Below are 25,161 nucleotides of genomic sequence, written 5' to 3'. Positions count from 1 at the left end.
CTCTAGGGTCAGGATGGCAGGACTTGCCTTATTTCCGGTTAAGTTACTGATTTATATGTTGTAAACACACTCATTTCGGGTATTGGCTGCGACGGGGCTCAGGCGACCTTTCGCAGGTTGGATGTCGCGGACCCGCCGAGCTTGAATCCCGCGACCTGTCGAGCCAGGTCCAGGGCTTCCGTCCGCAAGGAGTGGGTGGCCGCTGTGGTCTGCTCGACCATGGCCGCATTCTGCTGGGTGACCTGGTCCATGTGGTTGACCGCGGTGTTCACCTGACGAAGTCCGATCGACTGCTCTTCGGCTGACCGGGCGATGTCGTTGACCAGGGTGTCGACGCGAATGACCTCCTGAACGATCTTGTGCAGGGTCTTGCCGGTCTGGCCGACCAGATCGACGCCGGAGGCGACCTGGGCCCCGGACTGGGTGATCAGTGCCTTGATCTGCTTGGCCGCGTCCGCCGAGCGCTGGGCCAGCGCTCGCACTTCCTGTGCGACAACGGCGAACCCTCGGCCGGACTCGCCGGCCCGCGCCGCCTCGACACCGGCATTGAGGGCCAGAAGATTGGTCTGGAAGGCGATCTCGTCGATCACGCCGATGATCCGGCTGATCTGGGTGGAGGAGTTTTCAATTTCACTCATCGCGGCGACGGCGCGGTTGACGACGTCGCCGGACCGTTCGGCGTCGGACTTGGCCTGGGCGACCACCGAGGCCGCCTCCTTGGCGCCGGCGGTCGCGCGGTTCACCGTCTCGGCGATCTCGCCCAGGGCAGCGGCGGTTTCTTCCAGGCTGGCCGCCTGCTGTTCGGTGCGGCGCGACAGGTCGTCGGCGGCCGAGGCGATTTCCTCTGAGCCGTTCTGCATCGACGCCGCGCCGTTGGCGATGGCCCCGAGCGCGGCCGAGAGGCGCGTGACGGCGCTGTTGAAGTCGCCGCGCAGAACCTCGAACGCGGGCGGGAAGGGGGTTTCGATCTGGGTGCTCAGATCGCCGTCCGACAGCTTGCCCAGCGCTTCGGCCAGACGTCCGACGACCCGCGTGCGTTCGGCTTCGGTTGTCGCCCGCTCCTGCTCGGTTTGACGGCGCTCGGTGTCCATGGCGTCGCGATCAGCCTCCTGGGCCTCGCGCGCCTGACGGCGTTCAATGGCCGCGCCCCGGAAGACGGCGATCGAGCGCGCCATCGTCCCCAACTCGTCCACCCGGTTGCGGAACGGAGGTTCCTTCTCGTAGTCGCCTTCCGCCAGCCGGCCCATATAGTCGCTGAGGATCGACAGGGGGCGCAGCAGCCGCTTGCGGGTCAAGGCCACGACAAAGACGCCGAGCACGCAGGCGGCCAGCGCCATGGCGCCGCACAGGATCATTGAAAGCGTCTGGTCGGCGCGGAGGCGAGCCTCAATAGCGATGTCATGCTCGGCCTTTTCCGCCTTCATCGCCTTGATCGCGGCGCGGGCCCCGTCCATCTGGGCGGCCAGGGCGATGCTGGAGTCGTCGAAAGTCCCCATCAGAGCGTTGCCGGCGTCCGTGCCGGTGTCCACATAGGCGTGGGCCATGGCCTGGCCATTGGCGTAGTAGGCGGGGAAGGCGGCTTCCACGTTGTCGAGGGCGGTGACCAGGCTCTGGGTCTGCAGGTCCTTGGCCAGGCCGCGCGCGCGGGCCACATCGGCCTTGAACGCCTTGGCGTTCTGTTCGGCCAGGTCCCAGCCATCGTCCAGGCCCGCCAGGCCGCGCGTCGCCGACACGTCGGTCAGGAATTGCTGCACCTGAACGATTTCGAGCTGGATCTGCTTCATCAGCACCGCCAGTTCGAGCGTCTTGGCCGCCGAAATCTCGTCGCGCGCCGACTCCGCGGCCCGGGCCTCTCTCTGGCGCTCGAGCGAAACGACGCCCATGCCGGCGGAAGCGACGCAAAACAGGGTCAGGCCGACGACCATCAGCGTGATGAAACGCTCCAAAGGGCGTTGACCGTTGGCTTCCTTGGACTTGGACATAGTTCCCCATTCTGCGAAATCATACGTGAAACGCGGCCGCAGTTACGGTCAGCTCGATTAACGCGCACCTAAATGGCGCGGGGCCAGCCAGTAAGTGTGCTCATTTCGAGTATTCGCCGGTTCGGTAAGTTGGAGGAACAGCCTCGGCGTTTGTCACCGGCGCGGGCTTTTAATGGAAAGATACTCTTAAGCAGTCAGGCGCAATCTTAAGGGAGATCCGGCTATCGCGAGAAGAAACGCCGGGTGGGAGGACGCCATGTCGTCGACCGTAACATCCAGCTTTCGCCGCCGCGGCCTTGATCATTTCGAACCGGCGGACGACGATCCCCAGATCCAGCGTCGGCTGCGCGGCACGCTCGAGCAGATCGACTATACCGCCTTTGCCTCGAACAAGGCCCTGATCGGCCAGGCTCTGGGCCATGTGGACGCCACGCACTTCCAGCACATGGCGGTCGCGGCCGCCCAGGCGCGGGCCCAGTGGGTCGCCGCCGCGGTGTCCATGACCGAAACCGGCCATACGCCGACGCCCGATCAGATCGCCAAACTGGCCCATATGCGTGTGGCCTATGAGGAACTGGCGGAAGCCTATGAGGCCATGCGGCGGATGGTTGAGCGCGGCTATGTTGTCTTCCGCGCCATGCCGGGAAAGACCTGACCACGGCCAGGCGAATATATACCCGGATAATATTGACTCGGTAAATTATCCGGATAGAAAGCTCGGCGCAGGAGGGTCCCATGAACGGACGCAAGGCGCTGATGCGCGAGTATCGTGATCGCAAGGTCGAGGCGGGAATCTACGCTGTGCGTTGCGGGGTGACGGGCGAGGTCTGGGTCGGCGCCACGCCCGAGCTAGCGACCCGTCGGAATGGTCTATGGCTCACCCTCCGTCACGGCAGGCATATGGAAAAGACCTTGCAGGCCGCCTGGAGCGCCCATGGCGAGGACGCTTTCACCTACGAGCCCCTGGAAGCGATTGACGACGAGGCCCTGGGACCGCTGGGCCGCTCATCACTGTTGAAGGATCGGCGTGCGGCCTGGATCGAGGCGCTGGGCGCCAGGGGACTGAACCGATGAGCCATGTGGTTTTCAAGGGCGCCGAGCGGGTCGCCGAGGGTTCTGACCTCGAGGTGGCCCTGGTCGCCCAGCGTTTGACGGCGGAGGCCTCCGGCGATCCGGTGCTGATCTTTGACGCCGAAGGCCGTCAGGTGGATTTCGACCTCAGCGGGGCCCCCGCCGATGTCGCCGCAAGGTTCGCGCCGACCATGCCGCAGGAGGCCGCGCCACGGGGACGTGGCCGGCCCAAGCTGGGCGTGGTCCCGCGCGAGGTCACAATGTTGCCGCGCCACTGGGACTGGCTGGCCGGCCAGCCGGGCGGGGCGTCGGTGGCGTTGCGCAAGCTGGTCGAGGCCGCCCGGCGCGAGGCCGAGGGGCCGGACCGCATCCGCCGCGCGCGCGAGGCGACCTATCGTTTCGCGTCGGTGATGGCGGGCGATCGCCCCGGCTTCGAGGCGGCCACGCGCGCGCTGTTCGCGGGCGATGATGCGGGGTTTGAAGCCCAGATCGCGGCCTGGCCCGCCGATATCGCCGCCCAACTCCGCCGTTTGGCGGGCGAGGCGTTTGGCGCGGACCGGGCGGCGACCTAGGCGCTTCAGCCCCTGGGCTGAAGCAGGTCCCAGCGGTTGCCGTAGAGGTCCTCGAACACGGCGACGCTGCCATAGGCTTCGTGGCGCGGCGCCTCCAGGAAGCGCACGCCGGCGGCGGTCATCCGGGCGTGATCGGCGGCGAAGTCATCGGTGTGGAGGAACAGCCAGACCCGCCCGCCGCCCTGGGCGCCGATCATCGCGGCCTGATCGCCCGTCGCCCTGGCCAGCAGGAGGCGGGCGCCGCCGTCACCGGGCGAGATCACCACCCAGCGTTTGCCGTCGCCCAGATCGCTGTCCTCGATGAGGTCGAACCCCAGCTTGCCGACATAGAAGGCGATAGCCGCGTCATAGTCGGCGACGAGCAGGGACAGTTGGGCAAGGCGGCGGGCCATGAGAACTCCTTTGCAGAAGGCCTCCTATCACGTGTCAGGCCAGGACGTGTGATCAGCGCCGCTGCGGCCCGAAAGCCACGGGCGCGGACAGATGCGCCAAAGAGTTGGCCCCGACCTTGCCGCAAGCTGCGCCCTGGGCCACTTTGCCGGCCCCTCTGAAAGGCCCTGCCCATGTCCCGCGACGCCGCGGCCTCGACGCCGTCGCCGCAACGGCCCCGCGGCGCGCTCCAAACCGATCTGATCGAACTGATGCGGCTGTCGGGACCCGTCGTCCTGTCGCGCCTGGGCATCATGGTCATGGGCCTGACCGACGCCATCGTGGTGGGGCGCTATTCGGCGCAGCAACTGGGCTTTCACGCCATGGCCTGGGCGCCGACTTCGGTGTTCGTGACCATGGCTGTCGGCCTGCTGGTTGGGGTGCAGGTGATGACCTCGCGCGCCCTCGGGGCGGAAAAGCCGCACGAGACCGGCGCGGTGCTGCGACGCGGCCTCGTCTATGGCCTCCAGGTCGGCCTGGTCTCCGCGTTGGCCCTGGTGGCCCTGGGACCGCTTCTGCTGCATGCCGTTCACCTGCCCAAGGCCCTGGCCGATGGCGCGACGGCGCCGCTGATCGTCTTTTCCCTGTCGATGCCGCTCTATGCCGTTTCGGTGGTTCTGAGCTTCTGGCTGGAAGGTCTGTCGCGCCCCAGTCCGGTGACGATCGCCATGTGGGGGGCCAATGGGCTGAACCTGGCGGTCAACCTGCTGCTGGTTCCGGGAACCTTCGGCCTGCCGGCCCTGGGCGCGGTGGGCGCGGCGTGGGCCACCTTCACCGCGCGGGCCGCCCTGACCCTGATGCTGGGGATCTATGTCCTGCGCCTGAAAGACGCCCGGGCCTTGGGCGTGTTCGACAAGCCCGCCCGCGACCGGCCGGCCGAAATCGACCAGCGGCGGGTGGGCTATGGCGCGGGCGCGTCGAACTTCTTCGAGGTCGCGGCCTTCGCCGGCATGAGTCTGGTGGCCGGCTGGATCGGCGGTCTGTCGGTGGCGGCCTGGGCGGTGGTGGTCAATGTCGCCTCGGTGATCTTCATGCTGCCCCTGGGCATCGCCACGGCGACGTCGGTTCAGGTCGGGCGGGCCCATGGCGCGCGCGATCCGGCGGGCATCACCCGTGCCGGCTGGGTCTCGTTCGGCTTCACGGCGGTGGTCGGGCTGGTCGCCGCGCTAGTGCTCTTCCCAACGCGAGACTGGGTGGCCTCGGCCTATACCGCCGACCCGCACGCCCTGAGCCTGATCGCGCCGGCCCTGGCCCTGACCTGTCTGTTCGTGGCGCCTGACGCCGTGCAGGTGGTGGCGGCCCAGGCCCTGCGGGCCCGCGGCGAGGTGTGGGTTCCGGCCTTCACCCACCTGATCAGCTACGGCGCGATCATGGGCCCGCTGGCCTGGTGGCTGGCCCTGCCGATGGGCTTGGGCGTCAACGGCATCGTCTGGTCGGTGGTGGTGACCAGCTTCGTCTCGGCGGCGTTCCTGCTGGCGCGGTTCCGGATGCTGGATGTGAGGGAGGCAGGGGTTTAGCCACTCGCCCCCTCCGCGCCTGCGGCGCTCCTCCCCCGGAGGGGGAAGATGATTTCGTCTTCCCCCTCCGGGGGAGGAGGATGCGCAGCATCCGGAGGGGGCTAGTGGCGGAGCGCTACGCCCCCAGGATCCAGCCTTCTTCGGCTTGAGCCGCTTCAACCACGTCATCCGACGCCTTCGGCCCCGCGAACAGCGCGGCCAGCTTGCCGGCCTCGTCCAGCTTGGCGAAGTGTTCGGCCTGGGCGCGCACCTGGGCCAGGTCCTTGACCTCGCCCGGAGCCGGAACAGCCTTCAGCAGCGACGGATAGACTTCGGCGATCACGACTAGAACCTCTTCGAGGTCGGCCTCGGTGAGGGCCTTGAACCCGGTCTCGAACGGCCAGACCCGCGCCGCGTCGCCGCGGGCGTCTTTCAGGCGACGGGCGGCGGGGATGCCCATGATCGCCTGGCCGCCGACCGAGCCGTTGTAATAGAGCTTCCAGATCGAGTGCGCCCCTTTGGCCGCCTCGTCGGCGTAGCGGAATTCCGGCAGGTCATCGGGACCATGCTCGCGGGTGCGCTTGGGCTGCAGGGTCGTCAGGGTGTCCTTGGGCGGACAGCCCCAGAACGGGAAGGGGCCGCCGGTCAGGCGCCGGTTGATCTCGGACCCGACGCCGAAGCGGTTATTGGTGTTGTCGGCCTTGTCCTTGACCATCTTGGCCAGTTGGTCCCAGACCGCGCGCCAGGGCGCCTCACCCGGCAGGCTCAACGCCTTGGCGAAGCCGCGCGGGAAGCCCAATGGGAAATCGAAGCCCACCAGGGCCCGCTCGCCGCGCTTCTTGAAGTCGTCGAGAATGGCCGCGAGCTTGAGCTCAGCCTCCTGGCGCGTGGCGGGATTGAAGGACTCGAAGGACAGACGGAAGCGCACGTCGCGCTTGAGCACGCCGATCCAGACGGAGTCCGCGCCCGTGGTCGGTTTGGCCGCGGCGCTCCAGTCGACGATCACATAGGCGCTGAACAGGCGCGACACGGCAGGCTCCGTCGGCAGCAGAAGGGAAGCCGCGCTTCTACTCCGGTCCGGCGCTCGGGACCAGCCGCCGTTCGCCTGTCGGGCGTATTAGGCTGCCTAGGCGGCGGTCCGCTCGGCGACCGGCTCGGTCGGCGGGGCGATGCGGCCGTCGCGGGCGAACCAGCGGGCGGGCGGCTCGCACACCGAACCCAGGGCCGCGCGGACGATGGCCGGCGGGCGGCGCTCTTCCGGGGTCATGAACAGGCCATTGGCCTTGACCTTGAGGCCGGCGATCTTGTGGGCGCCCAGCATGGTCAGCGGCACGGCCAGGATCAGGCCGGCCAGGATCGGCAGGGTGCTGGTCAGCAGGTCGGGGGTGAACCAGAACAGCGTGGCCAGGACCAGGCCGGTGACGCTGATCCAGCCCATGGCGCGGAAGGCTTCCTGGCCGGTGACCTTGTCGGCGTCGCGGCGCTGGGTGGCCCATCCGCCGACCTTGCCGCACAGGATCTCGACCAGGGCGCGGGTCTGGGTGAACATCAGCATCGGCGCGACGAGGGCCGACAGCAGCATCTCGACGCCCAGGCCGGCCATGATGCGGCGACGGCCGCCAAAGCCCTTGCGCTCGTTGGGGCGCGACATGACCAGGATCGAGCCCAGGATCTTGGGGCCAAACAGCAGCACGAAGGTGATGATCATCGCCCAGGCGGTGGCCTGGATCTCGCGCCAGTCGATCAGGGCGTGCGCGGCGGCCTGCAGGTCGGCCATGGTGAAGGCCGCCTTCTTCAGCGACGGCAGCAGCAGGCGCGAGATGACGCCGGCCGACAGGGCCATGAACCACAGGGGCGACAGGACGTAGCTCAGCACGCCGATGACCAGGTGCATGCGGCTCAGCCAATGCAGGCCGGGCAGGGCGACCAGCGGGATGTGCTGGACATTGCCCCGGCACCAGCGACGGTCACGGGTGGCGAAGTCGAGCAGGTTGGAGGGGCTCTCTTCGTAGGAGCCTTCCAGATAGGGCGCCAGATGGACGCTCCAGCCGCCGCGGCGCAGCAGGGCGCTTTCCAGGGCGTCGTGGCTCATCACTTCGCCGCCGAACGGCTTGGGGCCGTCCAGCGAGGGCAGGCCGCAGGTCTCGGCGAAGGCGCGGGTGCGGATGATGGCGTTGTGGCCCCAGAAGGAGCTCTCCGAACCCGACCACCAGGCCAGACCGGTCCAGGCGACGCGGCCATACAGGCGCGTGGCGAACTGCAGGGTGCGGGCGAAGATCGTCTGACCGTTGATCAGCATCGGCATGGTCTGGATCAGACCCGCGCCGGGGTGACGTTCCATGGCGTCGGCCAGGCGGACCATGGCGTCGCCGGTCATCAGGCTGTCGGCGTCCAGCACCAGCATGTGCTCATAGGCGCTGCCCCAGCGGGACACCCAGTCGGCGACATTGCCGGCCTTGCGGCCCTTGTTTTCCTGGCGGACGCGATAATAGACGGTCGAATGGGCCTCGCGGCGGAAGCGGGCGAAACAGGCCTGCTCGGCCAGGGCCACGGCGGCGTCGCGGGTGTCGCTGAGGACGAAGATGTCGAAGGCGCGGCTGGCGCCGGTCTCGTGCAGCGAGGCGTCCATGGCGCGCAGGCGAGCGAACACCTCGGCGGCGTCCTCGTTATGGACCGGCATCAGGATGGCGGTGCGGGCCCGCAGCTTGGGCATCGGCTTGGCGCTGTCGATGCCCAGCGGATCCTTGGGCTTGCCCAGCAGGATCACGAACCCGGCGACGGCGGTGCAGAACCACAGCGACAGGGCCAGGAACAGCGGGGCCAGCAGGGTCAGGCAGATGGCTTCCAGACGGGTGACGCCGCCCAGGGCGATGGTGTCGAACGTCGCCTTCCAGCCGGCGACGCCCATGAAGGCGGTGGCCAGGAAGATGATCCAGCGGCGCGCGGTGATGTTGGCGGCCAAGGCGCCGGCGCGGCGGGCGCCGCCTTGCCAGAACGCCAGGTGCTGCACCGGCATGGCCAACGGGGCTTCGGCCGGGATTTCCACGGTCTCGCGATGTTGAACAACCTGATCGAAGGACACGCTCGTCGAGGTGCGGATGTCGAAAAGGGCGGAGCGATCGCTCATGGGGTCATCGTCTCGGTCTGTCCGGCCAGAGCCGGGCTCTCACGGGCGCTTCGCCGCCTCAGGTTCGCCCTTCACGCTGGAGCAACCGTCCGCTAGGAATCGGTGGTCGTGGCGTACGGCGTCTGCAGGGCGTCGATTTCCGACGTGGAGAGCCGTCGGTGCGCCTACAGTAAAACTTCGATCACGAAATCGCTACCGGAAATCACGCCTATCTCGCAATTGCGGCAAAAAACTTGGATGACGTCGTGCGCGAGCGGCGCTCGCCTAGCTGGGGAATCTATTCAAAGCCATGAAAAATATAACCTTTATCGCCATTTTTGCGGGTCTGGCCTTGGCCTCTTGTGGCCCCCAGCAAAAGGGCTCGACCTCCGAAACAGCGCCCAAAGTGGCTGCGGAAGCGACTGAAACGCTCCCCACCTACGACTCTGCCGGCGTGATTTCGGCCGTGAACGGCTTGATTCTCACGCTCGATCACGAGGGCGCGAGCGCGGCGCAGATCCCCGCGGGCCGCAACGACTTCATCGGCTTTGCCGATGTGCTGGCCGAGGCGCCGCTGACTCCGGGCCAGCGTGTCACGTTCAAGTTCCGCAAGGCGAAGGCGGGCCTCGAGCTCGTGGAGCTCAAGGCCCGCTGATATCGGCTAGGCCAGCTTGACCAGCATCTTGCCCAGGTTCTGGCCGCTGAACAGTTTGAGGAAGGCGTCGGGCGCACGCTCGATGCCGTCCTCGACGGTCTCTTCCCACTTCAGTTTTCCGGCGCCGATCCAGGCGGCCATGTCCTTCACGAAGGCCGGATAGAGATCGTAGTGGTTGGAGACGATGAAGCCTTCCAGGCGCAGGCTCTTGCCGACGGCCATAATGATATTGGCGGGGCCGGTCGGCTTTCCGGTCTCGTTATATTGCGAGATCATGCCGCACAGGGCGAAGCGGGCGAAGGGGCGAGCCGAATTGATCGCGGCCTCCAGGTGAACCCCGCCGACATTCTCGAAATAGACGTCGATGCCCTTGGGCGCGACCTTGGCCAGTTCCGCCACCACGTCCGGCGTCGCCTTGTAGTCGATGACGTGATCGACGCCGATCGACTTGAGGAAGGCGACCTTTTCGGCCCCGCCGGCCGAACCGATCACGGTATGGCCCTTCAGCTTGGCGATCTGGCAGACGATCGAGCCCACGGCGCCGGCCGCGGCCGAGACGAAGACCACGTCGCCGTCCTTGAGCGCCGCGATCCGCAGCAGGCCCGTATAGGCGGTCATGCCGGGCATGCCGAGGATGCCCAGAAAGGTCTGGGGTGGCAGGCCATGGGTGTCGATCTTGGTCAGGGCGCCCATCGGGCCCGCCGCCGCCATGGCCTTGGGCGAGACGTTGAAGGCCTCGCGCCAGCCGAACATCGAGCTGACGATATCGCCGACCGCGAAGTCGGGATCATTGGAGATCACGATCTCGCCGATCGCGCCGCCCTGCATCGCCTTGCCCAGCTCGAAGGGCGGAGAATAGCTGGGCCGGTCATACATCCGACCGCGCATATAGGGATCGACCGACATCCACAGGTTCTTGACCTGCACCTCGCCGGGGCCTGGCGCGGCCAGATCGACGCTGGCCAGTTCGAAGTCTGAGGGGGCCGGAACGCCGACGGGGCGGTTCTTCAGGCGAATTTCGCGTGAAACGGTCATGGACGCTCTCCCAGAGCTGTTTTGATTTAAACGGTTGTTTAGCGCGATGCGGGCGCCGGTTCCAGCGCTTCCGGGGACAGGCGAACCGGGTTAGACAGCGCCATGACCCAAGTTTCCTTGAAGGCAGGCGTCGTGGGCGCCGGCGTGTTCGGCGGCTATCACGCCAAGAAGTATGTCGAACTCCCCGGCGTCGAACTGGCTGCTGTGTTCGACATCGACCTGACGCGCGCCAAGGCCCTGGCAGAGCCACTGGGCGCGGCCGCCTATGACGACATGGCCGCCTTCCTGGCCGCCGTCGACGTGGTCACGGTCGCCACGCCCGCCGTCCACCACGCCAGGGCGGCGCTGGCGGCGCTGAAGGCGGGCAAGCCGGTCTATTCGGAAAAGCCCCTGGCGGTGACGCCGGAAGACGCCGACGCCATGGTCGCCGCGGCGATGAAGGCCGGCGTGCCCCTGGCCTGCGGCCACCAGGAGCGGGTGGTGTTCCAGGCCATGGGTCTGCTGGACATTCCCGAACAGCCCCTGCGGCTGGAAGCCGTGCGCCGCGGCACGCCGTCGGACCGCAATCTCGACGTTTCGGTGGTGCTGGACCTGATGATCCATGACATCGACCTGGCCCTGGCCCTGTGCGAGGCCCAGCCGATGACGGTGGACGGCGAGGGCGCGATCACCCGCTCGGAGTCTCTAGACTGGGTGAAGGTCGAGGCGATGTTCGAGAACGGCTTTATCGCCGTGTTCGACGCCTCGCGCGTCGCCGAGGCCCGCGAGCGGACCATGAAGGTGGTCTATCCCTCCGGCGAGGTCGAGATCGACTTCCTGGCGCGGACGTTCCGCAACACCACCCCGTTCCCGCTGGTCGAGGACTTCACCGAAACCCCGGCCGGCAAGGACCCTCTGGGCGCCAGCGTGGCCGGCTTCCTGGCGGCCGTGCGCGGCGAGAGTCCACGTCCGGTGGTGACGGGCGAAGAAGCGGCCAGGGCGCTGGATCTGGCCCTGGCTGTAGAGCAGGCCGCTGGCGGTTAGCGGCGCGCGCCACCGGTTTCCATAACCACCCCAAAGCGTTCAGATTTTCATAGTCGCCGGCCGATCAAGCTCTGACGGCATACGGCGAACTGCGTCCCTAAAGCCACATTTTCAACACACACATTTCACCGCTGACCTAAAGGCTTGTCGCCGAGCCGCGGTCTTGCTACCGGTGTCATTGTCAGAATCTGCAGATCGGGCGGGGAAATCCGTCGATCTTCAATCTGACGCATAAAATGACGGCCAAGAGCGGCTGCGTGGGAAGAAGCGCGACCGACAGCTTGACCAGGTGATGCGAGAGCATCGCTTTAAACAGGTCTAAGGGAGGAAAACCGTGTCTCAACATATCAAGCGGCGTGCCATCAGGGCGCTTCAATACGGCGTTTCGAGCGGGGCCATCGCCCTTGTTCTGGCAAGCGCCGCATCGGCCCAAACGGCGCCGGCTTCGACCGAGGCTGACACGGCCGTCGAAGAAGTGGTCGTCACCGGCTTCCGGCGCTCACTGGACCAGGCCCTGGCTGTCAAGCGGCAGTCCGTGGCGGCCGTCGATGTGATCGTGGCCGAAGACATCGCCAAGTTCCCCGACCAGAACCTCGCCGAATCCCTGCAGCGGATTCCCGGCATCTCGATCGTCCGCGACGGCGGCGAAGGTCGCGCCATCACGGTGCGGGGTCTGGGCTCGCAGTACACGCGCGTTCGCGTCAACGGCATGGAAGCCACGGCGACGACCTCTGACGGCGCCAGCAACAACCGCGAGCGCGGCTTTGACTTCAACGTCTTCGCCTCGGAACTCTTCAGCTCGCTGGTCGTGCACAAGACGGCGGAAGCCTCGCTCGACGAAGGGTCGCTGGGCGCGGTCGTCGATCTGAACACCGGCAATCCGCTGGCCGGCAAGGACGGCTTCACCTTGGCGCTGAGCGCGCAGGGTCAATATAACGACCTGAACAAGGAACTGGGTCCGCGTCTGGCCGGGCTGGTCTCCTACCGTGCGCCGAGCGGCGTCTGGGCCGCCTCGATGTCGGGCGCCTATTCCAAGCAGGAACAGGTCGAAGCCACCAACAACACCGTGCGTTGGGCGCAGGCGCGCTTCAACTCGGTGGGCGGAACCAACTGCTTCACCAGGCCGACGTCGGGCGGAACCTACGTGTCGAGCGCGGCCTGTGACAAGGCCGCCCTGGCCTTCCACCCGCGCATTCCGCGCTATGGCGAAGTGAACCACAACCGCGAGCGCCTGGGCCTGACCGGCAGCGTTCAATATGCGCCGACCGATCGCACCAAGCTCTCTGTTGACGCCCTGTATTCGAAGTACAAGGAAATCCGCAACGAGAAGTGGGCCGAAGTCCTGTTCCGTTCGAACGAGCGATCGATTGATGTTGTCGACTATACGGTCGACGGCAACAACAACATGGTCAAGGGTACGTTCAATAACGCCTACGCGCGTATCGAACACTACGAGCGTGAGCTGGAAACGACCTTCTACCAACTCAGCGGCAACCTGACCCATGAGTTCAACGACCAGTTCAAGATCCAGGTCCTGGCCGGGGTTTCCAAGTCTGACGCCGATATCCCGTACGAAACCACGATCGCCTTCGATGACCGGAACGCGAACGGCTATAGCTACGACTATACGGATATGGCCAAGCCGGTGCTGACGTTCGGCACCAGCGTTTCCGATCCGACGAATTTCGAATTCGCCGAATTCCGGGATCGCCCCTCGAACACCACCAACGAGTTCAAGACCTTCGCCCTGAACGCTGACTGGGCGATCACCGACGAACTGACCTGGAAGACGGGCGGCTCGTATCGGGAATATACGTTCGACACCACGATGAGCACGCGGGACTCGACCTACTGCGCCGCGTTCACCTGCGCGGCGGGCACCAACGGTCTCCCGGTTACGGCGGCCCTGGCGTCCGACTTCAGCCTCACGGGGGCCAATGCGCCGGCCGGGACGACGACCAGCTGGATCGTGCCCAACCTGCAGGCGACGACCGACCTGATCGGGCTCTATCAGCGCCCGCTCACGCTTTCGGCCGGCAATGACCGTTCGGTGACCGAAAAGGACACGGGCGCCTTCTTGCAGTTCGACGTGAAGAGCCAGTTCGCTGGCCTGGACTATGCGTTGAACGGCGGCGTTCGCTATGTGAAGACCGAGCAGGCGTCCACGGGCATCAGCAACGGCCAGAGCGTGACCATCGAACGCGCCTATGAAGACTGGCTTCCGGCCGCCAACCTGGCGATCTATCCGCGGGAAGACCTGATCATCCGCGGCGCGATCGCCAAGGTCATGACCCGTCCGGGCCTGAGCAACCTGACCCCAGGCGGTTCGGTTGATGGCTTCAACTACCGGATCACCTCGGGCAACCCAAATCTGGATCCGTTCCGCGCCACCGCCTATGACGCTTCGGTGGAGTGGTATTTCGCGCGGGAGTCGATCTTCTCGGTCGCCGTCTTCCGCAAGGATATCGTCAGCTTCCCGGTCGGCGTTTCGACCACCGGCACCTACGCCTCCACCGGCCTGCCGCTGTCGCTGATCCTCGCCAGTTCGCCGGCCGCCGCCAATCCCGAGGGGCAGCCCTGGACCATCAATACGACGGTCAACGGTCAGGGCGGCAAGTTGAACGGGGTGGAATTTGCGGTTCAAGGGCCGTTCCGCTTCCTGCCCGGCTTCCTGTCGAACTTCGGGGGGATCGCCAACGTCACGCTGGTTGATTCCGACGTCACCTATGACGGTCTGCGCGGCGCGGCGACCAACCCGACGGCGAGTTCGTTCCCGACCCTGGCGTCGGCCATCAGCCTCGACGAGCGTCTCTTCGATCTGTCGCGTCGCGCCTACAATGTCACGCTTTACTATGAAGCCGACAAGTTCAGCGCCCGCGCCTCGGCGGCCTATCGCAGCGGCTTCATCGACAACACCAGCGGCACCGGCAACCTTTTCGAAGGTTACAACAGCTCGCTCAATGTTGACGCCTCCATGCGTTACCGCATCAACGACAACTTCGAGGTCTCGCTCGAAGGTAACAACCTGACCGACGAATATCGCGATCGTTTCACCGATCTCGAGGCGAAGCGGAACTACGAATACAACCACTTCGGCCGCACGATCATGTTCGGCGTTCGCTACAAGATGTAAGACTCTCGCGCGCGGCGTCTCCGAAAGGAGGCGCCGCAAGCTTGAGACCGTCTCCGCAGGGGGCGAAGGCTGGGGCGAAGCGATGTGAGCCATCGTCGCCCAAACGATCGGCTAGGGTGTGATCGTGCGTCTGCGATGCCTTAGTCGCGAGCCAGTCGCAATGAAATCCGCGCCTCTCGCCAATTCCCGGTAAAAACTGAGCGCCAAACCCTTTCGTCGCGCCGCCGCGTGGGCTAACCACACCCTCTTCATTCTAAAGGGCGTGCGTCATGACCAGGAAACCCGACGGAAGCTGGGACAAGTCCAAACTGCCGAGCCGGCACGTGACCGAGGGGCCGGCCCGCGCGCCGCACCGCTCCTACTATTACGCCATGGGTCTGGGCACCCGCGAGATCGCCCAACCCTTCGTCGGCGTAGCCTCGTGCTGGAACGAGGCGGCCCCCTGCAACACCGCCCTGATGCGCCAGGCGCACGCGGTGTCCAAGGGCGTCAAGGCGGCCGGCGGCACGCCGCGCGAGTTCTGCACCATCACCGTCACCGACGGTATCGCCATGGGCCATGAGGGCATGCGCTCATCCCTGGTCAGCCGCGACCTGATCGCCGACTCGGTGGAACTGACCATGCGTGGCCACGGCTATGACGCCCTGGTCGGCATCGCCGGCTGCGACAAGAGCCTGCCCGGCATGATGATGTCGATGCTGCGCCTCAACGTGCCGTCGGTGTTCCTCTATGGCGGTTCGATCCTGCCCGGTCGCTGGCACGGCAAGGACGTCACCGTGGTCGACGTGTTCGAGGGCGTGGGCATGCACTCGGCCGGCAAGATGACCCTGGACGACCTCTGCGACCTGGAAACCCACGCCTGTCCGTCGGACGGCGCCTGCGGCGGCCAGTTCACCGCCAACACCATGGCCTGCGTCTCCGAAGCCATCGGCCTGGCCCTGCCGCTGTCGGCCTCGCTGCCGGCGCCCTATCTCAGCCGCGACGAATATGCCGTGGCCTCGGGCGAGGCGGTGATGCGGCTGATCGAGACCAATCTGCGCCCGCGCGACATCTGCACCCGCAAGGCGTTCGAGAACGCCGCCGTCGTCGTGGCGGCCACGGGCGGCTCGACCAATGGCGGCCTGCACCTGCCGGCCATGGCCCATGAGTGCGGCATCGAATTCACGCTGCGCGACGTCGCCGAGATCTTCAAGCGCACCCCGTATCTGGCCGACCTGAAGCCCGGCGGCCAGTATGTGGCCAAGGACATGGGCGAGGCCGGCGGCATGCCGGTGCTGCTCAAGACCCTGCTGGAAGGCGGCCACATCCACGGCGACTGCATGACGGTGACCGGCAAGACCATGGCCGAGAACCTGAAAGACGTGAAATGGCGCGACGACCAGGTGGTGATCCGCCCGGTCAGCAACCCGCTGTCGCCGACCGGCGGCGTGGTCGGCCTGTGGGGCTCGCTGGCTCCGGACGGCTCGATCGTCAAGGTGGCGGGCATGCAGTCGCACCGCAGCCATCGCGGTCCGGCCCGCTGCTTCGAGGGCGAGGACGCCTGTTTCGCCGCTGTCGAGGCCGGCGACTATCAGGACGGCGACGTCCTGGTCATTCGCTATGAAGGGCCCAAGGGCGGCCCGGGCATGCGCGAGATGCTGTCGACCACGGCGGCCCTGTCGGGCCAGGGACGCGGCGACAAGGTGGCCCTGATCACCGACGGCCGCTTCTCGGGCGGCACGCGCGGCCTGTGCGTCGGCCATGTGGGTCCCGAGGCCCAGGCCGGCGGCCCGATCGCTTTGATCCAGGACGGCGACATCATCAATATCGACGCCGACGCCGGCATTCTGGATCTGGAAGTCGAGCCCGAAGAGCTGGCGCGCCGCAAGGCCGCCTGGGCGCCGCGCAAGACCAACTACAACAGCGGCGCCATCTGGAAGTTCGCCCAACTGGTGGGCCCGGCCCATCTGGGCGCGACCACCCATCCCGGCTCCGACGGCGAGACCCACATCTACGCCGACCTGTAGGTCAGGACGCCGAAGGTGGTCTCCACCTTCGGCGCGCCCGTCAGGCGGGCTTTTCCGGCGCGGGCTTGGAGAGCTTCTCGATCAGCCAGCCGATGCTGCCGCCCTGGGCGATCACCGAGAACAGCACCGTGATATAGGTTGCCGCCAGGATCGGGCCGCGCATCGGCGTATCGGGAAGCGACAGGGCCAGGGCCACCGAGATGCCGCCGCGCAGGCCGCCCCAGATCAGGGTGGGCAGGGCGGGCTTGCCCAGGGACAGCCAGGGCCGCATCAGGATGAAGGGCGCGCCCACCGAGATCGAGCGCGCGATCAGCGCCAGGGGGATCGCCGCCAGGCCCGCCAGCAGGATGCGCATATCCATCGGCACGGCGATGATCTCCAGGCCGATCAGCAGGAACAGGACGGCGTTGAGGATGTCGTCGATCAGGGCCCAGAACTTGAGCAGATAGTCGCGCGTGACGTCGCTCATGGCGTAGGCGACGCCGGCGTTGCCGATCACCAGACCCGCCACGGCCATGGCCACCGGACCGCTGACATGCAGGCTGTTGGCCAGGCTGTAGCCACCCATCACCACGGCCAGGCTGATCATCACCTCGACATTGTAGTCGTCGATGCTGCGCATGGCGCGGAAACCGATCCAGCCGGCGGTCAGGCCCAGCAGCACGCCGCCGCCGGCTTCGGTCAGAAACTCGATCCCGGCCTGACCCAGGGACAGCTCATGGCCGCCCATCGCCATGGTCAGCAGGATGGAGAAGATCACCACCCCGACCCCGTCATTGAACAGGCTTTCGCCGGCCACGGTGGCTTGCAGCAGGGGCGGAACATTGGAGCGCTTCAGCACCCCCATCACCGCCACCGGATCGGTCGGGCTGATCAGGGCCCCGAACACCAGGCACCAGAGGAGCGGCACGCCCAGCCCCAGCAGGCTGGACACCGCATAGAATCCGGCGCCGACGATCGCTGTTGAAATCGCGACGCCGACTGTGCTGAGCACCAGGATGGGCACGCGCCCGCGCCGCATCTGGCTCCAGTCGACATGCAGGGCCCCGGCGAACAACAGGAAGGACAGCATGCCGTCCATCAGGGTTCTGTGGAAATCGATGCCGGCCAGAAACTCGACGACGGTCGGCGCGAGCCGACTGCCGGGCAGCAGGGCGTCGGCGCCGACTACCAGCAGCGAGGCCACAGCCCCCATGATCGTCATGCCGACCGAGGACGGCAGGCCAAAGATCCTGTGATTGAGATAGCCCAGCGTCGCCGCCAGCACGATCAGGATGGCGGCGGCGTCGAAGGGGGAAAGGGACAGGCTCGGCATGGCCGGGACCATGGCCTATCCGCCTATGGCGATCAAATGACGCCGCGCCCTAGTCATCAAGATCGAAGGGCAGGTCGCTCTGCGGGTTGTCGCGTTCGCGGCGGGCCTTGGACACCGGCTTGTAAGCCGACGCCAGGGGCGGGGAGGGATCCATCTCCCAGGGCGGTTCATCCAGATCGAACGCCGGCTCGTGGTCGTCATCGAATGCGTCGTCTGGCGCGGGGATTGGCGGCGGCGGCGGCGGCGTGGGTGGAGCCGGAGTCGGAGCTCGTGCTGGCGCAGGCGCAGGCGCAGGAGCCGGAGCCGGAGCCGGAGCCGGCGCTGGTTCAGGCGCAGGGGGCGGGGCCTGGACGACGGGCGCGACGCGGGGCGGTTGCGGACGTCGGACAATCGCTTCGCACCGGGCCAGCCAGCGGTTGGCTTCCTGAACGGCGTCGGCGGGAGACCGGCTTTCGCGACGTTGCGCGTCGCCCGGCATCCACAGATCCAGATCGAAATCCGGATGACGGGGGTCGTCAAAGATCAGTCTCAGGCTGACCTGACTGGCCTGCGGCGCCACCTGGTCCAGCGCTCGCCGGGCCTCGCCGCGAAACACCCGGCCGGCCACCTGGCCGTCGATCAGCAGTTCGGCGCCCATCAGTTCGTCGATGCGATAGATCAGGCACCAGGCGCCGCTGTCCCAGGCGACGGCGGACAGGCCGGTCGCGAAGGAAAAGCCCGCCCCCCGGCCGCGGCCGCGCGCCAGGATCAGAACTTCGGGCTCGCCCCGGAGCACATGGCGCAGGGCGCGGCGCACGCGCCGGTCTTCGTCCATGAACCAGATGGCCGCGCTGCCCATGAACGTCACCGCTGATCCAGCGAGGGCGACGAGCAGCAAAAGGCGGGCGAGTTCGCTCATGGGCGGTGAAGCTAGAGAGAATCCGGGATTCGCAACAGAGACTAACAGTGACTACAGGTTTAGCGCCGCCACGACGGGCACATGGTCCGACGGCTTTTCCTTGTCGCGCTCGTCGCGGTGGATCACCACATCCACGAGTTTGTCGGCGGCCTGGGGCGACAGCAGCAGGTGGTCGATGCGGATGCCCAGATTGCGGGGCCAGGCGCCGGCCTGATAGTCCCAGAAGGTATAGCCGCCCGGCGCGCCGTCAGCCTGCATATAGGCGTCGGTGAAGCCCAGGTTTTTCAGCGCCCGGAACGCGGCGCGGCTTTCGGGCTGGAACAGGGCGTCGCCGGTCCAGGCCTCGGGATTGGCCACGTCCTCGGCTTCGGGAATGACATTGTAGTCGCCCAGAATGACCAGGGGCTCCTCAAAGGCCAGAAGCGTCTGGGCGTGGGCGTGCAGGCGGCGCATCCAGGCCAGCTTGTAGTCGAACTTCTCGGTCCCGATCGGATTGCCATTGGGCAGATAGATGCCGCAGACCCGCACCGGTTGGGGGGCGGCGATCACCGCCTCGATATAGCGCGCCTGTTCGTCGGTCTCGTCGGCGCTCAGGAACGGAAGGCCGCGTCGCACGTCTTCCAGCGGGTATTTCGACAACAGCGCGACGCCGTTATAGGTCTTCTGGCCATGGACGGCGACATTATAGCCAAGCCTTTCAAAGGCTTCGCTGGGGAACTTTTCATCGATGCACTTGATTTCCTGCAACACGGCCACGTCGGGCGCCTGCGCCTCGAACCAGGCCAGCACCCCTTCCAGGCGAGCATTGACGGAATTCACGTTCCAGGTGGCGATACGCATTGACGGCTCCAAGGGGCGGGCGGAAGGCTAGGGCGCATGACGCGTACGCTCAAGTCGGCCTTCAGGATTTCAGCCAAGGGACAGCGAATGCTGCTGGCCCTGATCTCCTTGGCTTGGCTGGCGGCGGCGGCGATCGGCGCCGTTTTGGCGGTGTTCTCGCCGCTCGTCTTCGATGGTCCGGGCAATGTCAGGAATCCCATAGCCTGGCTCGGCTTCCTGCTGGGGGCGCTGTTCTGGGCCGTCTGCCTGATCGGGCCGCTGGTCGGCTGGATGCAGTGGCGCAAGGGCAAGCCCACCGAGGCGTGGGCGGCGATGGCCGCGCCGGCGGCCTGGGCGGCCCTGACGCTCACCGTCCTGCAGTTTGTGCCGGGCTAGATCGAGAAGCTGACGCCGCAGCCGCAGCTGGACTTGGCGTTGGGGTTGCGCACCCGGAACTCGGCGCCGGCCAGCTCGTCGACGAAATCGATCTCCGAGCCCTTCAGCAGCACCATCGACATCTCGTCGATCAGCGCCGCGGCGCCGTCGCGTTCGATCCGCAGGTCATCAGCCTCGGCGGTCTCGACCAGATCGAAGCGGTACTGAAAGCCCGAGCACCCGCCGCCGTCCACGGCGACGCGCAGCATGACGGGGTGGCCCTCGGTCTGGCCGATGGCGTGGATGCGGCGCGCAGCGTTGGGTGAAAGCGTGATGTTGGGTTCGGTCATGACTGTGGAAAACTCATCGTTCACCTATATGAGGATATCAGCGTCTCAACGGAAGGGGCGAAAGCCCAAGAACGGTCCAAGAGCGATTCATGTCGTCTTCTCCCTATCACGTCGCGCGCGCCCCCTATGCCGAAGACCCGGCCCTCTCGCGCGGGCGGCGGTTCAAGGAAGACGAAAGCCGCACGCGCACGCCGTTCGCCCGTGACCGCGACCGGATCATCCATACCTCGGCCTTTCGCCGCCTGAAGGAAAAGACCCAGGTCTTCGTGGCGCACGAGGGCGACAATTTCCGCACCCGCCTGACCCATTCGCTGGAGGTGGCCCAGGTGGCGCGCTCGCTGGCCACGGCCCTGGGCCTCGATTCCGACCTGGCCGAAACCATCGCCCTGGGCCACGACATCGGCCATCCGCCGTTCGGTCATGCCGGCGAGGACGAGCTGCAGGACAAGATGAAGCCGTTCGGCGGCTTTGATCACAACGTCCAGACCTTCCGGGTGGTGACCGAGCTGGAGCACCGCTATCCGGACTTTCTGGGCCTGAACCTGACCTGGGAAACCCTGGAAGGCATCATCAAGCACAACGGTCCGGTGACCGAAAAGCTGGGCAAGCCGTCCTGGAAGGCCATCGCCAAGTACGACAACGACTACAATCTGGGCCTCAACACCTGGGCTTCGGCCGAGGCCCAGGTCGCGGCCCTGGCCGATGACATCGCCTACAACAATCACGACGTCGACGACGGCGTTGAGGCGGGCCTGTTCACCCTGGACGAGCTGATGGACGTGCCGCTGATCGGCCCGATCCTGTTCGCGGTGCGCAGCGAGCGCCCGGACCTGGACCTGCGTCTGACCCGGCTGGAGGCCGTGCGGCGGATGATCGGGGCCATGGTCGACGACGTGATGGGCGAGACCCTGCAGCGGGCCGCCGCCACCGGCGTGCAGACCGCCGATGAGGTGCGGGGCCTGGATCACGCTCTGGTCGCCTTCTCGCCGGACATGGCCGAGGATCTGGCGCGGCTGCGCCAGTTCCTGCACGCCCGCATGTATCGCCACTGGCGCGTCAACCGCACGCGCAGCCAGGCGCGTCGTATTCTGGCCGAGATGTTCAGCTTGTTTCTGGCTGAGCCGGACGTCCTGCCGACGGTGTGGTTCGAGAAGTCGCAGAACCGCGACGAGGCCGGGCGCGCTCGCGTGGTCTGCGACTATATCGCGGGCATGACCGATCGCTTCGCCATCGAGGAACACCGGAAGTTGTTCCAGCTCGACGTCTGGAACTAGGGACCCTCGCGACCGCCATTTTTCGGGGGCTCGTGAGAACTTCCTGGCTGCAGGAAGGTGTGCGCATGCTTATGGCGCGCGCGCCGGTTCGGTAAACTATGTTCGCGCAGGCGTGATTCGGCGGGTCGAGCCGCGTGCGTTGTCTTCTGGAGCCTCATCGCGATGTCCGATCCCCACCGCGGCGCCTATACGCCGCCGACCGATGCGCCCCTGTCGTTCGATGCGCGTCAGCCGGTGCGCGGCTCGCGCCCGCTGCCCATGACCCTGATCATCAGCGCCGTGGTGCTGTTGACCCTCGTGGTCGCCGTGGTCCTGATCTATCGCGGCGGCGTGCGCGGCCCCAATGAGCCGCCGCGCACGGTGGGAAACCAGGTGGCCGATATGAAGACGCCGCCGCCGGCCGGCAGCCAGCCCAGCGATCCGGCCTCGGGTCTGCAGATCTATCGTAACGAGGAATCCGCTCCGTCGCCGACCTTCGCCGCTCAGCCCGAGACGCCGCTGGCCCGCCCGGTCGAAGCCGCCGCGCCGCCGCCGGCCAAACCGGCCGTAGCCCAGCCGGCGCCGACCATCGAAGCCCTGGCGACCGCCGCGATCGCGCCGCAAGCCGCTGCGCCCAAGCCCGCGCCACCCAAGCCCAAGGTCGTCGCCACCGCCGCCGCGCCCAAGCCTGTCACCACGGCCAGCGGTTCGGCGATGGTCCAGATCGGCGCCCTGTCATCCACCGCCCTGGCCGACAAGGCCTGGAACGACGCCGCGCGCCTGGCCCCCGGCCTGGCCGCCGGCAAGGGCAAGAAGGTCGAGGCGATCGACAAGGACGGCAAGACGCTCTACCGCACCTCGGTCACGGGCTTCGCCAGCCGCGAGTCCGCCAAGGCGTTCTGTGATGCGATCTCGGCTGCGGGCAAGTCCTGCTTTGTGAAGTAGGAGCGGGCGCTTGAGCATCTCCGCCGCGATCTTCGGCTGCGCCGGGACCACCCTGTCGGCCGAGGAAGCCGCCTTTTTCAGGGACGTGAAGCCCTGGGGCTTCATCCTGTTCAAGCGCAATATCGCCGACCTGGAGCAGGTGAGGGCCCTGACCAGCGCCCTGCGCGACACGGTCGGCCGGCCGGACGCGCCGATCCTGATCGACCAGGAGGGCGGCCGCGTCGCCCGCCTGCAACCCCCGCACTGGAAGACCTATCCGCCCGGCCGCGCCTATGGCGCGCTGGTGGCCAATGATCCGCTGGTCGCCCGCGAGATCACCCGTCTGGGCGCGCGTCTGATCGCCCACGACCTGCGCGCCATCGGCGTCAATGTCGACTGCGTGCCGGTGCTGGACGTGCCCGATCCCCAGGGCCACGAGATCATCGGCGACCGCGCCTATGGCGACACGCCCGAGCAAGTGGCGACGCTGGGCCGGGCCGCCGCCGAGGGGCTGCTGGCCGGCGGCGTGTTGCCGATCATCAAGCACATCCCCGGCCACGGCCGCGCCCTGAGCGACAGCCATCTGGAACTGCCGGTGGTCAAGGCCAAGCTGGCCGAGCTGGACGCCCGGGACTTCGCGCCGTTCCGGGTGCTGTCCGACATGCCGATGGCGATGACCGCCCACGTCGTCTACACGGCCATCGACCGCAAGCATCCGGCCACGACCTCGAAAAAGGCCATCAAGAAGATCATTCGCGAGTCCCTCGGCTTCGACGGCCTGCTGATGAGCGACGACCTGTCGATGAAGGCCCTGTCCGGCGACTTCAAGCAGCGCGCCAGGGACAGCCTGTCGGCCGGCTGTGACGTTGTTTTGCACTGCAATGGCGACATGGGCGAGATGAAGGCCGTGATGTCCGGGGTCGGCGGTCTGTCCCGCGAGGCCCGGCGCCGGTCGCAGGCGGTGATGAACCGCCTGGTCAAGGTGGTCGAGCCCTTCGATGTCGCCGAGGCCCGGGCCCGGTTCGACGCCGCGTTTGACGGGAAGTTTGCGTGACAACGGGGTTCCAGCCCACGCTTGATTTCGAAGCCGCCCACGCGGCGGCGGAAGACGGCGCGGCGCTGGTCATCGACATCGACGGCTATGAAGGGCCGCTGCACGTGCTGCTGGCCCTGGCGCGCAGCCAGAAGGTCGACCTGCTGCAGCTGTCGATCACCAAGCTGGCCGAGCAGTATCTGGCCTTCGTGCAACAGGCCCGGCGGGTGCGTTTCTCGCTGGCGGCGGACTATCTGGTGATGGCCGCCTGGCTGGCCTATCTGAAGTCCCGCCTGCTGCTGCCCAAGCCCGACCGCGCCAAGGCCGAGGAGCCGCCGGCTGAGGAAATGGCCGCGCAGCTGGCCTTCCGCCTGGCCAAGCTGGACGTCATGCGTCAGGCCGTCGAGGCCCTGAAGGAGCGCCCGGTGCTGAAGCGCGACGTGTTCATGCGCGGCGATCCCGACGCCGTCAGCATCATCTCCTCCGCCCGGCTGGAGGGCGATCTCTACAGCCTGATGAGCGCCTATATCAGCCAGCGCAAACGCGAGCACAGCCGCTACTACGCGCCGCGGCCGCCCACGGCCTATCCGCTGGAGGACGCCCGCGACCGCCTGAGGTCGATGCTGCCGAAGATGGACGACTGGACGACCCTGTCGGTCGTCGCCCCGATGGAGCGCTGGCTGGAGGAGGATGAAGACGAGGGCCCCTCGCCGGCCTCGTACCTGGCCTCGACCCTGGCGGCGTCGCTGGAACTGGTGAAGGAGGGCGTGCTGGAGGCGCGCCAGCTGGAAGCGTTCTCGGACATCTACCTGCGCACGCGGGCTGAGCCGATGGAGGCTGAGGCGTGAGCGTTTCCAACACAGCCTGTCATCCCGGACGAGCGCGTAGCGCGAAGATCCGGGACCGACGCGTGAACGACGGCGCTTCCGGCGGTCCCGGATCTGCGCTTCGCTTGTCCGGGATGACAACGACTTTGGTGTGCTTGGCCTGATGACCCTCGACCCCCTCCTGACCGAGCGCTGCATCGAGGCGCTGCTGTTCGCCGCCGCCGAGCCGCTCAGCGACGTCGACCTGGCCAAGCGTCTGCCAGAAGGCGCGGACATCCAGGCCGGGATCGCGGCCTTGCGTGCGCGCTATGAGGGGCGGGGGATCGCGCTGGTCTGCGTCGCCAATCGCTGGCGCTTCCAGACCGCGACGGACCTGGCCTTCCTGATGACGCAGGAGCGCGAGGAGCCGCGCCGGCTGTCCAAGGCCGCCCAGGAAACCCTGGCCATCATCGCCTATCACCAGCCCGTCACCCGGGCCGAGATCGAGGCCGTGCGCGGCGTTCAGGCCAGTCGCGGCACCCTCGACGTGCTGCTGGAGCTGGGTCTTGTGCGCATGCGCGGCCGCCGACGCACGCCGGGCCGGCCGGTGACCTTCGGCACCACCGACGCCTTTCTCGAGCACTACGGCCTGGCCACCCTGTCAGACCTGCCGGGCGTCACCGAGATGAAGGCCGCGGGCCTGCTGGAAATGAACTTGCCGCCCGGGTTCTCCGTGCCCGATCCTCTGGGCCTGCGCCCCGGCGAGGACGAGGACCCCCTGGAAGACGGCGACGACGCGCCGGAGTTCGCTCAGGACTTCCTGGGGGAGATCGAGAAGGGGTGATTCCTCTTTGGGGCCCCTGACAGCGGACCTTCTCAT

Annotated in this window: 23 protein-coding genes; 14 read left to right on the top strand and 9 right to left on the bottom strand. The window is 67.0% G+C overall.

Features of this window, described 5'->3' with window-relative positions; genetic code table 11:
- Window positions 1–98: 98 nt before the first annotated feature.
- Window positions 99–1,982: a methyl-accepting chemotaxis protein gene (locus ACW18B_RS16940; RefSeq protein WP_492048184.1), complete on the bottom strand. Its 1,884-nt coding sequence runs from the start codon at window positions 1,980–1,982 to the stop codon at window positions 99–101.
- A 256-nt stretch (window positions 1,983–2,238) separates the two neighbouring features.
- Here ACW18B_RS16940 and ACW18B_RS16935 point away from each other — a divergent pair, with 256 nt between their 5' ends.
- The 3 genes from ACW18B_RS16935 (at window position 2,239) to ACW18B_RS16925 (ending at window position 3,625) form a co-directional block, all read left to right on the top strand.
- A complete protein-coding gene (locus ACW18B_RS16935; RefSeq protein ID WP_492048183.1) occupies window positions 2,239–2,637 on the top strand; it encodes a hypothetical protein in 399 nt (132 codons plus the stop codon).
- Window positions 2,638–2,717: 80 nt separating this feature from the next.
- Window positions 2,718–3,056 (top strand): GIY-YIG nuclease family protein, encoded by a 339-nt coding sequence (locus ACW18B_RS16930; RefSeq protein ID WP_492048182.1) that lies wholly within the window; start codon window positions 2,718–2,720, stop codon window positions 3,054–3,056.
- Window positions 3,053–3,625, top strand: a complete 573-nt coding sequence (locus ACW18B_RS16925) for a DUF2239 family protein (protein ID WP_492048181.1) — start codon at window positions 3,053–3,055, stop codon at window positions 3,623–3,625. Before ACW18B_RS16930 ends, ACW18B_RS16925 begins: the two co-directional genes overlap by 4 nt.
- Window positions 3,626–3,630: 5 nt before the next feature.
- Here the strand turns inward: ACW18B_RS16925 and ACW18B_RS16920 are convergent, their stop codons facing one another.
- On the bottom strand, window positions 3,631–4,017 hold the full coding sequence (locus ACW18B_RS16920) for a VOC family protein (protein WP_492048180.1): 387 nt from the start codon (window positions 4,015–4,017) through the stop codon (window positions 3,631–3,633).
- 171 nt (window positions 4,018–4,188) lie between these two features.
- Between ACW18B_RS16920 and ACW18B_RS16915 the strand changes: the two genes are divergently transcribed.
- Entirely contained in the window at window positions 4,189–5,571 is a 1,383-nt protein-coding gene (locus tag ACW18B_RS16915) for an MATE family efflux transporter (RefSeq protein WP_492048179.1), read from the top strand.
- Window positions 5,572–5,686: 115 nt separating this feature from the next.
- Here ACW18B_RS16915 and ACW18B_RS16910 read toward each other — a convergent pair whose 3' ends face one another.
- Both ACW18B_RS16910 and mdoH read right to left on the bottom strand, forming a co-directional pair.
- Complete coding sequence (locus ACW18B_RS16910; RefSeq protein WP_492048178.1) at window positions 5,687–6,580, bottom strand: cobalamin biosynthesis protein CbiG; 894 nt, start codon at window positions 6,578–6,580, stop codon at window positions 5,687–5,689.
- Window positions 6,581–6,676: 96 nt separating this feature from the next.
- A complete protein-coding gene (mdoH, locus tag ACW18B_RS16905; RefSeq protein ID WP_492048177.1) occupies window positions 6,677–8,677 on the bottom strand; it encodes a glucans biosynthesis glucosyltransferase MdoH in 2,001 nt (666 codons plus the stop codon).
- A gap of 289 nt (window positions 8,678–8,966) precedes the next feature.
- Between mdoH and ACW18B_RS16900 the strand changes: the two genes are divergently transcribed.
- Complete coding sequence (locus ACW18B_RS16900; RefSeq protein ID WP_492048176.1) at window positions 8,967–9,311, top strand: copper-binding protein; 345 nt, start codon at window positions 8,967–8,969, stop codon at window positions 9,309–9,311.
- 6 nt (window positions 9,312–9,317) lie between these two features.
- Here the strand turns inward: ACW18B_RS16900 and ACW18B_RS16895 are convergent, their stop codons facing one another.
- Window positions 9,318–10,346 (bottom strand): NADP-dependent oxidoreductase, encoded by a 1,029-nt coding sequence (locus ACW18B_RS16895; RefSeq protein WP_492048175.1) that lies wholly within the window; start codon window positions 10,344–10,346, stop codon window positions 9,318–9,320.
- Window positions 10,347–10,448: 102 nt separating this feature from the next.
- On the opposite strand from ACW18B_RS16895, the gene ACW18B_RS16890 reads away from it, so the two are divergent.
- From ACW18B_RS16890 to ilvD, 3 genes are all read left to right on the top strand, one after another.
- Window positions 10,449–11,369 (top strand): Gfo/Idh/MocA family protein, encoded by a 921-nt coding sequence (locus ACW18B_RS16890; RefSeq protein WP_492048174.1) that lies wholly within the window; start codon window positions 10,449–10,451, stop codon window positions 11,367–11,369.
- A 334-nt stretch (window positions 11,370–11,703) separates the two neighbouring features.
- Window positions 11,704–14,502 carry a TonB-dependent receptor gene (locus tag ACW18B_RS16885; RefSeq protein ID WP_492048173.1) on the top strand — a complete coding sequence of 933 codons (2,799 nt, stop codon included), beginning with the start codon at window positions 11,704–11,706 and terminating at the stop codon, window positions 14,500–14,502.
- Between the two features lie 269 nt (window positions 14,503–14,771).
- Window positions 14,772–16,508 carry a dihydroxy-acid dehydratase gene (gene ilvD, locus ACW18B_RS16880; RefSeq protein ID WP_492048172.1) on the top strand — a complete coding sequence of 579 codons (1,737 nt, stop codon included), beginning with the start codon at window positions 14,772–14,774 and terminating at the stop codon, window positions 16,506–16,508.
- 40 nt (window positions 16,509–16,548) lie between these two features.
- Here the strand turns inward: ilvD and ACW18B_RS16875 are convergent, their stop codons facing one another.
- From ACW18B_RS16875 to xth, 3 genes are read right to left on the bottom strand one after another with little or no spacing between them, the layout of a single operon-like run.
- A complete protein-coding gene (locus ACW18B_RS16875; protein WP_492048171.1) occupies window positions 16,549–17,835 on the bottom strand; it encodes a cation:proton antiporter in 1,287 nt (428 codons plus the stop codon).
- Window positions 17,836–17,872: 37 nt separating this feature from the next.
- On the bottom strand, window positions 17,873–18,721 hold the full coding sequence (locus tag ACW18B_RS16870; RefSeq protein WP_492048170.1) for a hypothetical protein: 849 nt from the start codon (window positions 18,719–18,721) through the stop codon (window positions 17,873–17,875).
- Between the two features lie 51 nt (window positions 18,722–18,772).
- Window positions 18,773–19,561 (bottom strand): exodeoxyribonuclease III, encoded by a 789-nt coding sequence (gene xth / locus ACW18B_RS16865; RefSeq protein WP_492048169.1) that lies wholly within the window; start codon window positions 19,559–19,561, stop codon window positions 18,773–18,775.
- A 36-nt stretch (window positions 19,562–19,597) separates the two neighbouring features.
- On the opposite strand from xth, the gene ACW18B_RS16860 reads away from it, so the two are divergent.
- A complete protein-coding gene (locus tag ACW18B_RS16860) occupies window positions 19,598–19,936 on the top strand; it encodes a hypothetical protein (protein ID WP_492048168.1) in 339 nt (112 codons plus the stop codon).
- Here the strand turns inward: ACW18B_RS16860 and erpA are convergent.
- Window positions 19,933–20,265 carry an iron-sulfur cluster insertion protein ErpA gene (erpA, locus tag ACW18B_RS16855; RefSeq protein ID WP_492048167.1) on the bottom strand — a complete coding sequence of 111 codons (333 nt, stop codon included), beginning with the start codon at window positions 20,263–20,265 and terminating at the stop codon, window positions 19,933–19,935. The genes ACW18B_RS16860 and erpA overlap by 4 nt on opposite strands.
- Window positions 20,266–20,354: 89 nt before the next feature.
- Between erpA and ACW18B_RS16850 the strand changes: the two genes are divergently transcribed.
- The 5 genes from ACW18B_RS16850 (at window position 20,355) to scpB (ending at window position 25,125) form a co-directional block, all read left to right on the top strand.
- Window positions 20,355–21,539: a deoxyguanosinetriphosphate triphosphohydrolase gene (locus ACW18B_RS16850; protein ID WP_492048166.1), complete on the top strand. Its 1,185-nt coding sequence runs from the start codon at window positions 20,355–20,357 to the stop codon at window positions 21,537–21,539.
- A 162-nt stretch (window positions 21,540–21,701) separates the two neighbouring features.
- Entirely contained in the window at window positions 21,702–22,463 is a 762-nt protein-coding gene (ftsN, locus tag ACW18B_RS16845; protein ID WP_492048165.1) for a cell division protein FtsN, read from the top strand.
- Window positions 22,464–22,473: 10 nt separating this feature from the next.
- Window positions 22,474–23,496, top strand: coding sequence for a beta-N-acetylhexosaminidase (nagZ, locus tag ACW18B_RS16840; RefSeq protein ID WP_492048164.1), 1,023 nt, complete (start codon window positions 22,474–22,476; stop codon window positions 23,494–23,496).
- Window positions 23,493–24,323 carry a segregation and condensation protein A gene (locus tag ACW18B_RS16835; RefSeq protein ID WP_492048163.1) on the top strand — a complete coding sequence of 277 codons (831 nt, stop codon included), beginning with the start codon at window positions 23,493–23,495 and terminating at the stop codon, window positions 24,321–24,323. The genes nagZ and ACW18B_RS16835 overlap by 4 nt, the downstream gene beginning before the upstream one ends.
- A 139-nt stretch (window positions 24,324–24,462) precedes the next feature.
- The gene (gene scpB, locus ACW18B_RS16830) at window positions 24,463–25,125 is read left to right on the top strand and encodes an SMC-Scp complex subunit ScpB (RefSeq protein ID WP_492051756.1); all 663 of its coding nucleotides are present in this window, start codon (window positions 24,463–24,465) and stop codon (window positions 25,123–25,125) included.
- Window positions 25,126–25,161: the final 36 nt, after the last annotated feature.

It is taken from the genome of Caulobacter sp. FV2ps19, assembly GCF_058681035.1.
The sequence above is the reverse complement of the archived record's forward strand: the minus strand, read 5'-3'. Positions and strand labels throughout refer to the sequence as shown.

What these genes read in the sequence shown, in the direction of transcription:
- ACW18B_RS16920 (WP_492048180.1), bottom strand. Translation starts at nt 4,017, where the DNA reads ATGGCCCGCCGCCTTGCCCAACTGTCCCTGCTCGTCGCCGACTATGAC.
- ACW18B_RS16860 (WP_492048168.1), top strand. Translation starts at nt 19,598, where the DNA reads ATGACGCGTACGCTCAAGTCGGCCTTCAGGATTTCAGCCAAGGGACAG.
- ACW18B_RS16870 (WP_492048170.1), bottom strand. Translation starts at nt 18,721, where the DNA reads ATGAGCGAACTCGCCCGCCTTTTGCTGCTCGTCGCCCTCGCTGGATCA.
- ACW18B_RS16895 (WP_492048175.1), bottom strand. Translation starts at nt 10,346, where the DNA reads ATGACCGTTTCACGCGAAATTCGCCTGAAGAACCGCCCCGTCGGCGTT.
- ACW18B_RS16925 (WP_492048181.1), top strand. Translation starts at nt 3,053, where the DNA reads ATGAGCCATGTGGTTTTCAAGGGCGCCGAGCGGGTCGCCGAGGGTTCT.
- ACW18B_RS16890 (WP_492048174.1), top strand. Translation starts at nt 10,449, where the DNA reads ATGACCCAAGTTTCCTTGAAGGCAGGCGTCGTGGGCGCCGGCGTGTTC.
- ACW18B_RS16915 (WP_492048179.1), top strand. Translation starts at nt 4,189, where the DNA reads ATGTCCCGCGACGCCGCGGCCTCGACGCCGTCGCCGCAACGGCCCCGC.
- ACW18B_RS16850 (WP_492048166.1), top strand. Translation starts at nt 20,355, where the DNA reads ATGTCGTCTTCTCCCTATCACGTCGCGCGCGCCCCCTATGCCGAAGAC.
- ACW18B_RS16940 (WP_492048184.1), bottom strand. Translation starts at nt 1,982, where the DNA reads ATGTCCAAGTCCAAGGAAGCCAACGGTCAACGCCCTTTGGAGCGTTTC.
- ilvD (WP_492048172.1), top strand. Translation starts at nt 14,772, where the DNA reads ATGACCAGGAAACCCGACGGAAGCTGGGACAAGTCCAAACTGCCGAGC.
- ACW18B_RS16900 (WP_492048176.1), top strand. Translation starts at nt 8,967, where the DNA reads ATGAAAAATATAACCTTTATCGCCATTTTTGCGGGTCTGGCCTTGGCC.
- xth (WP_492048169.1), bottom strand. Translation starts at nt 19,561, where the DNA reads ATGCGTATCGCCACCTGGAACGTGAATTCCGTCAATGCTCGCCTGGAA.
- ACW18B_RS16930 (WP_492048182.1), top strand. Translation starts at nt 2,718, where the DNA reads ATGAACGGACGCAAGGCGCTGATGCGCGAGTATCGTGATCGCAAGGTC.
- ACW18B_RS16875 (WP_492048171.1), bottom strand. Translation starts at nt 17,835, where the DNA reads ATGGTCCCGGCCATGCCGAGCCTGTCCCTTTCCCCCTTCGACGCCGCC.
- ACW18B_RS16935 (WP_492048183.1), top strand. Translation starts at nt 2,239, where the DNA reads ATGTCGTCGACCGTAACATCCAGCTTTCGCCGCCGCGGCCTTGATCAT.
- mdoH (WP_492048177.1), bottom strand. Translation starts at nt 8,677, where the DNA reads ATGAGCGATCGCTCCGCCCTTTTCGACATCCGCACCTCGACGAGCGTG.
- ftsN (WP_492048165.1), top strand. Translation starts at nt 21,702, where the DNA reads ATGTCCGATCCCCACCGCGGCGCCTATACGCCGCCGACCGATGCGCCC.
- erpA (WP_492048167.1), bottom strand. Translation starts at nt 20,265, where the DNA reads ATGACCGAACCCAACATCACGCTTTCACCCAACGCTGCGCGCCGCATC.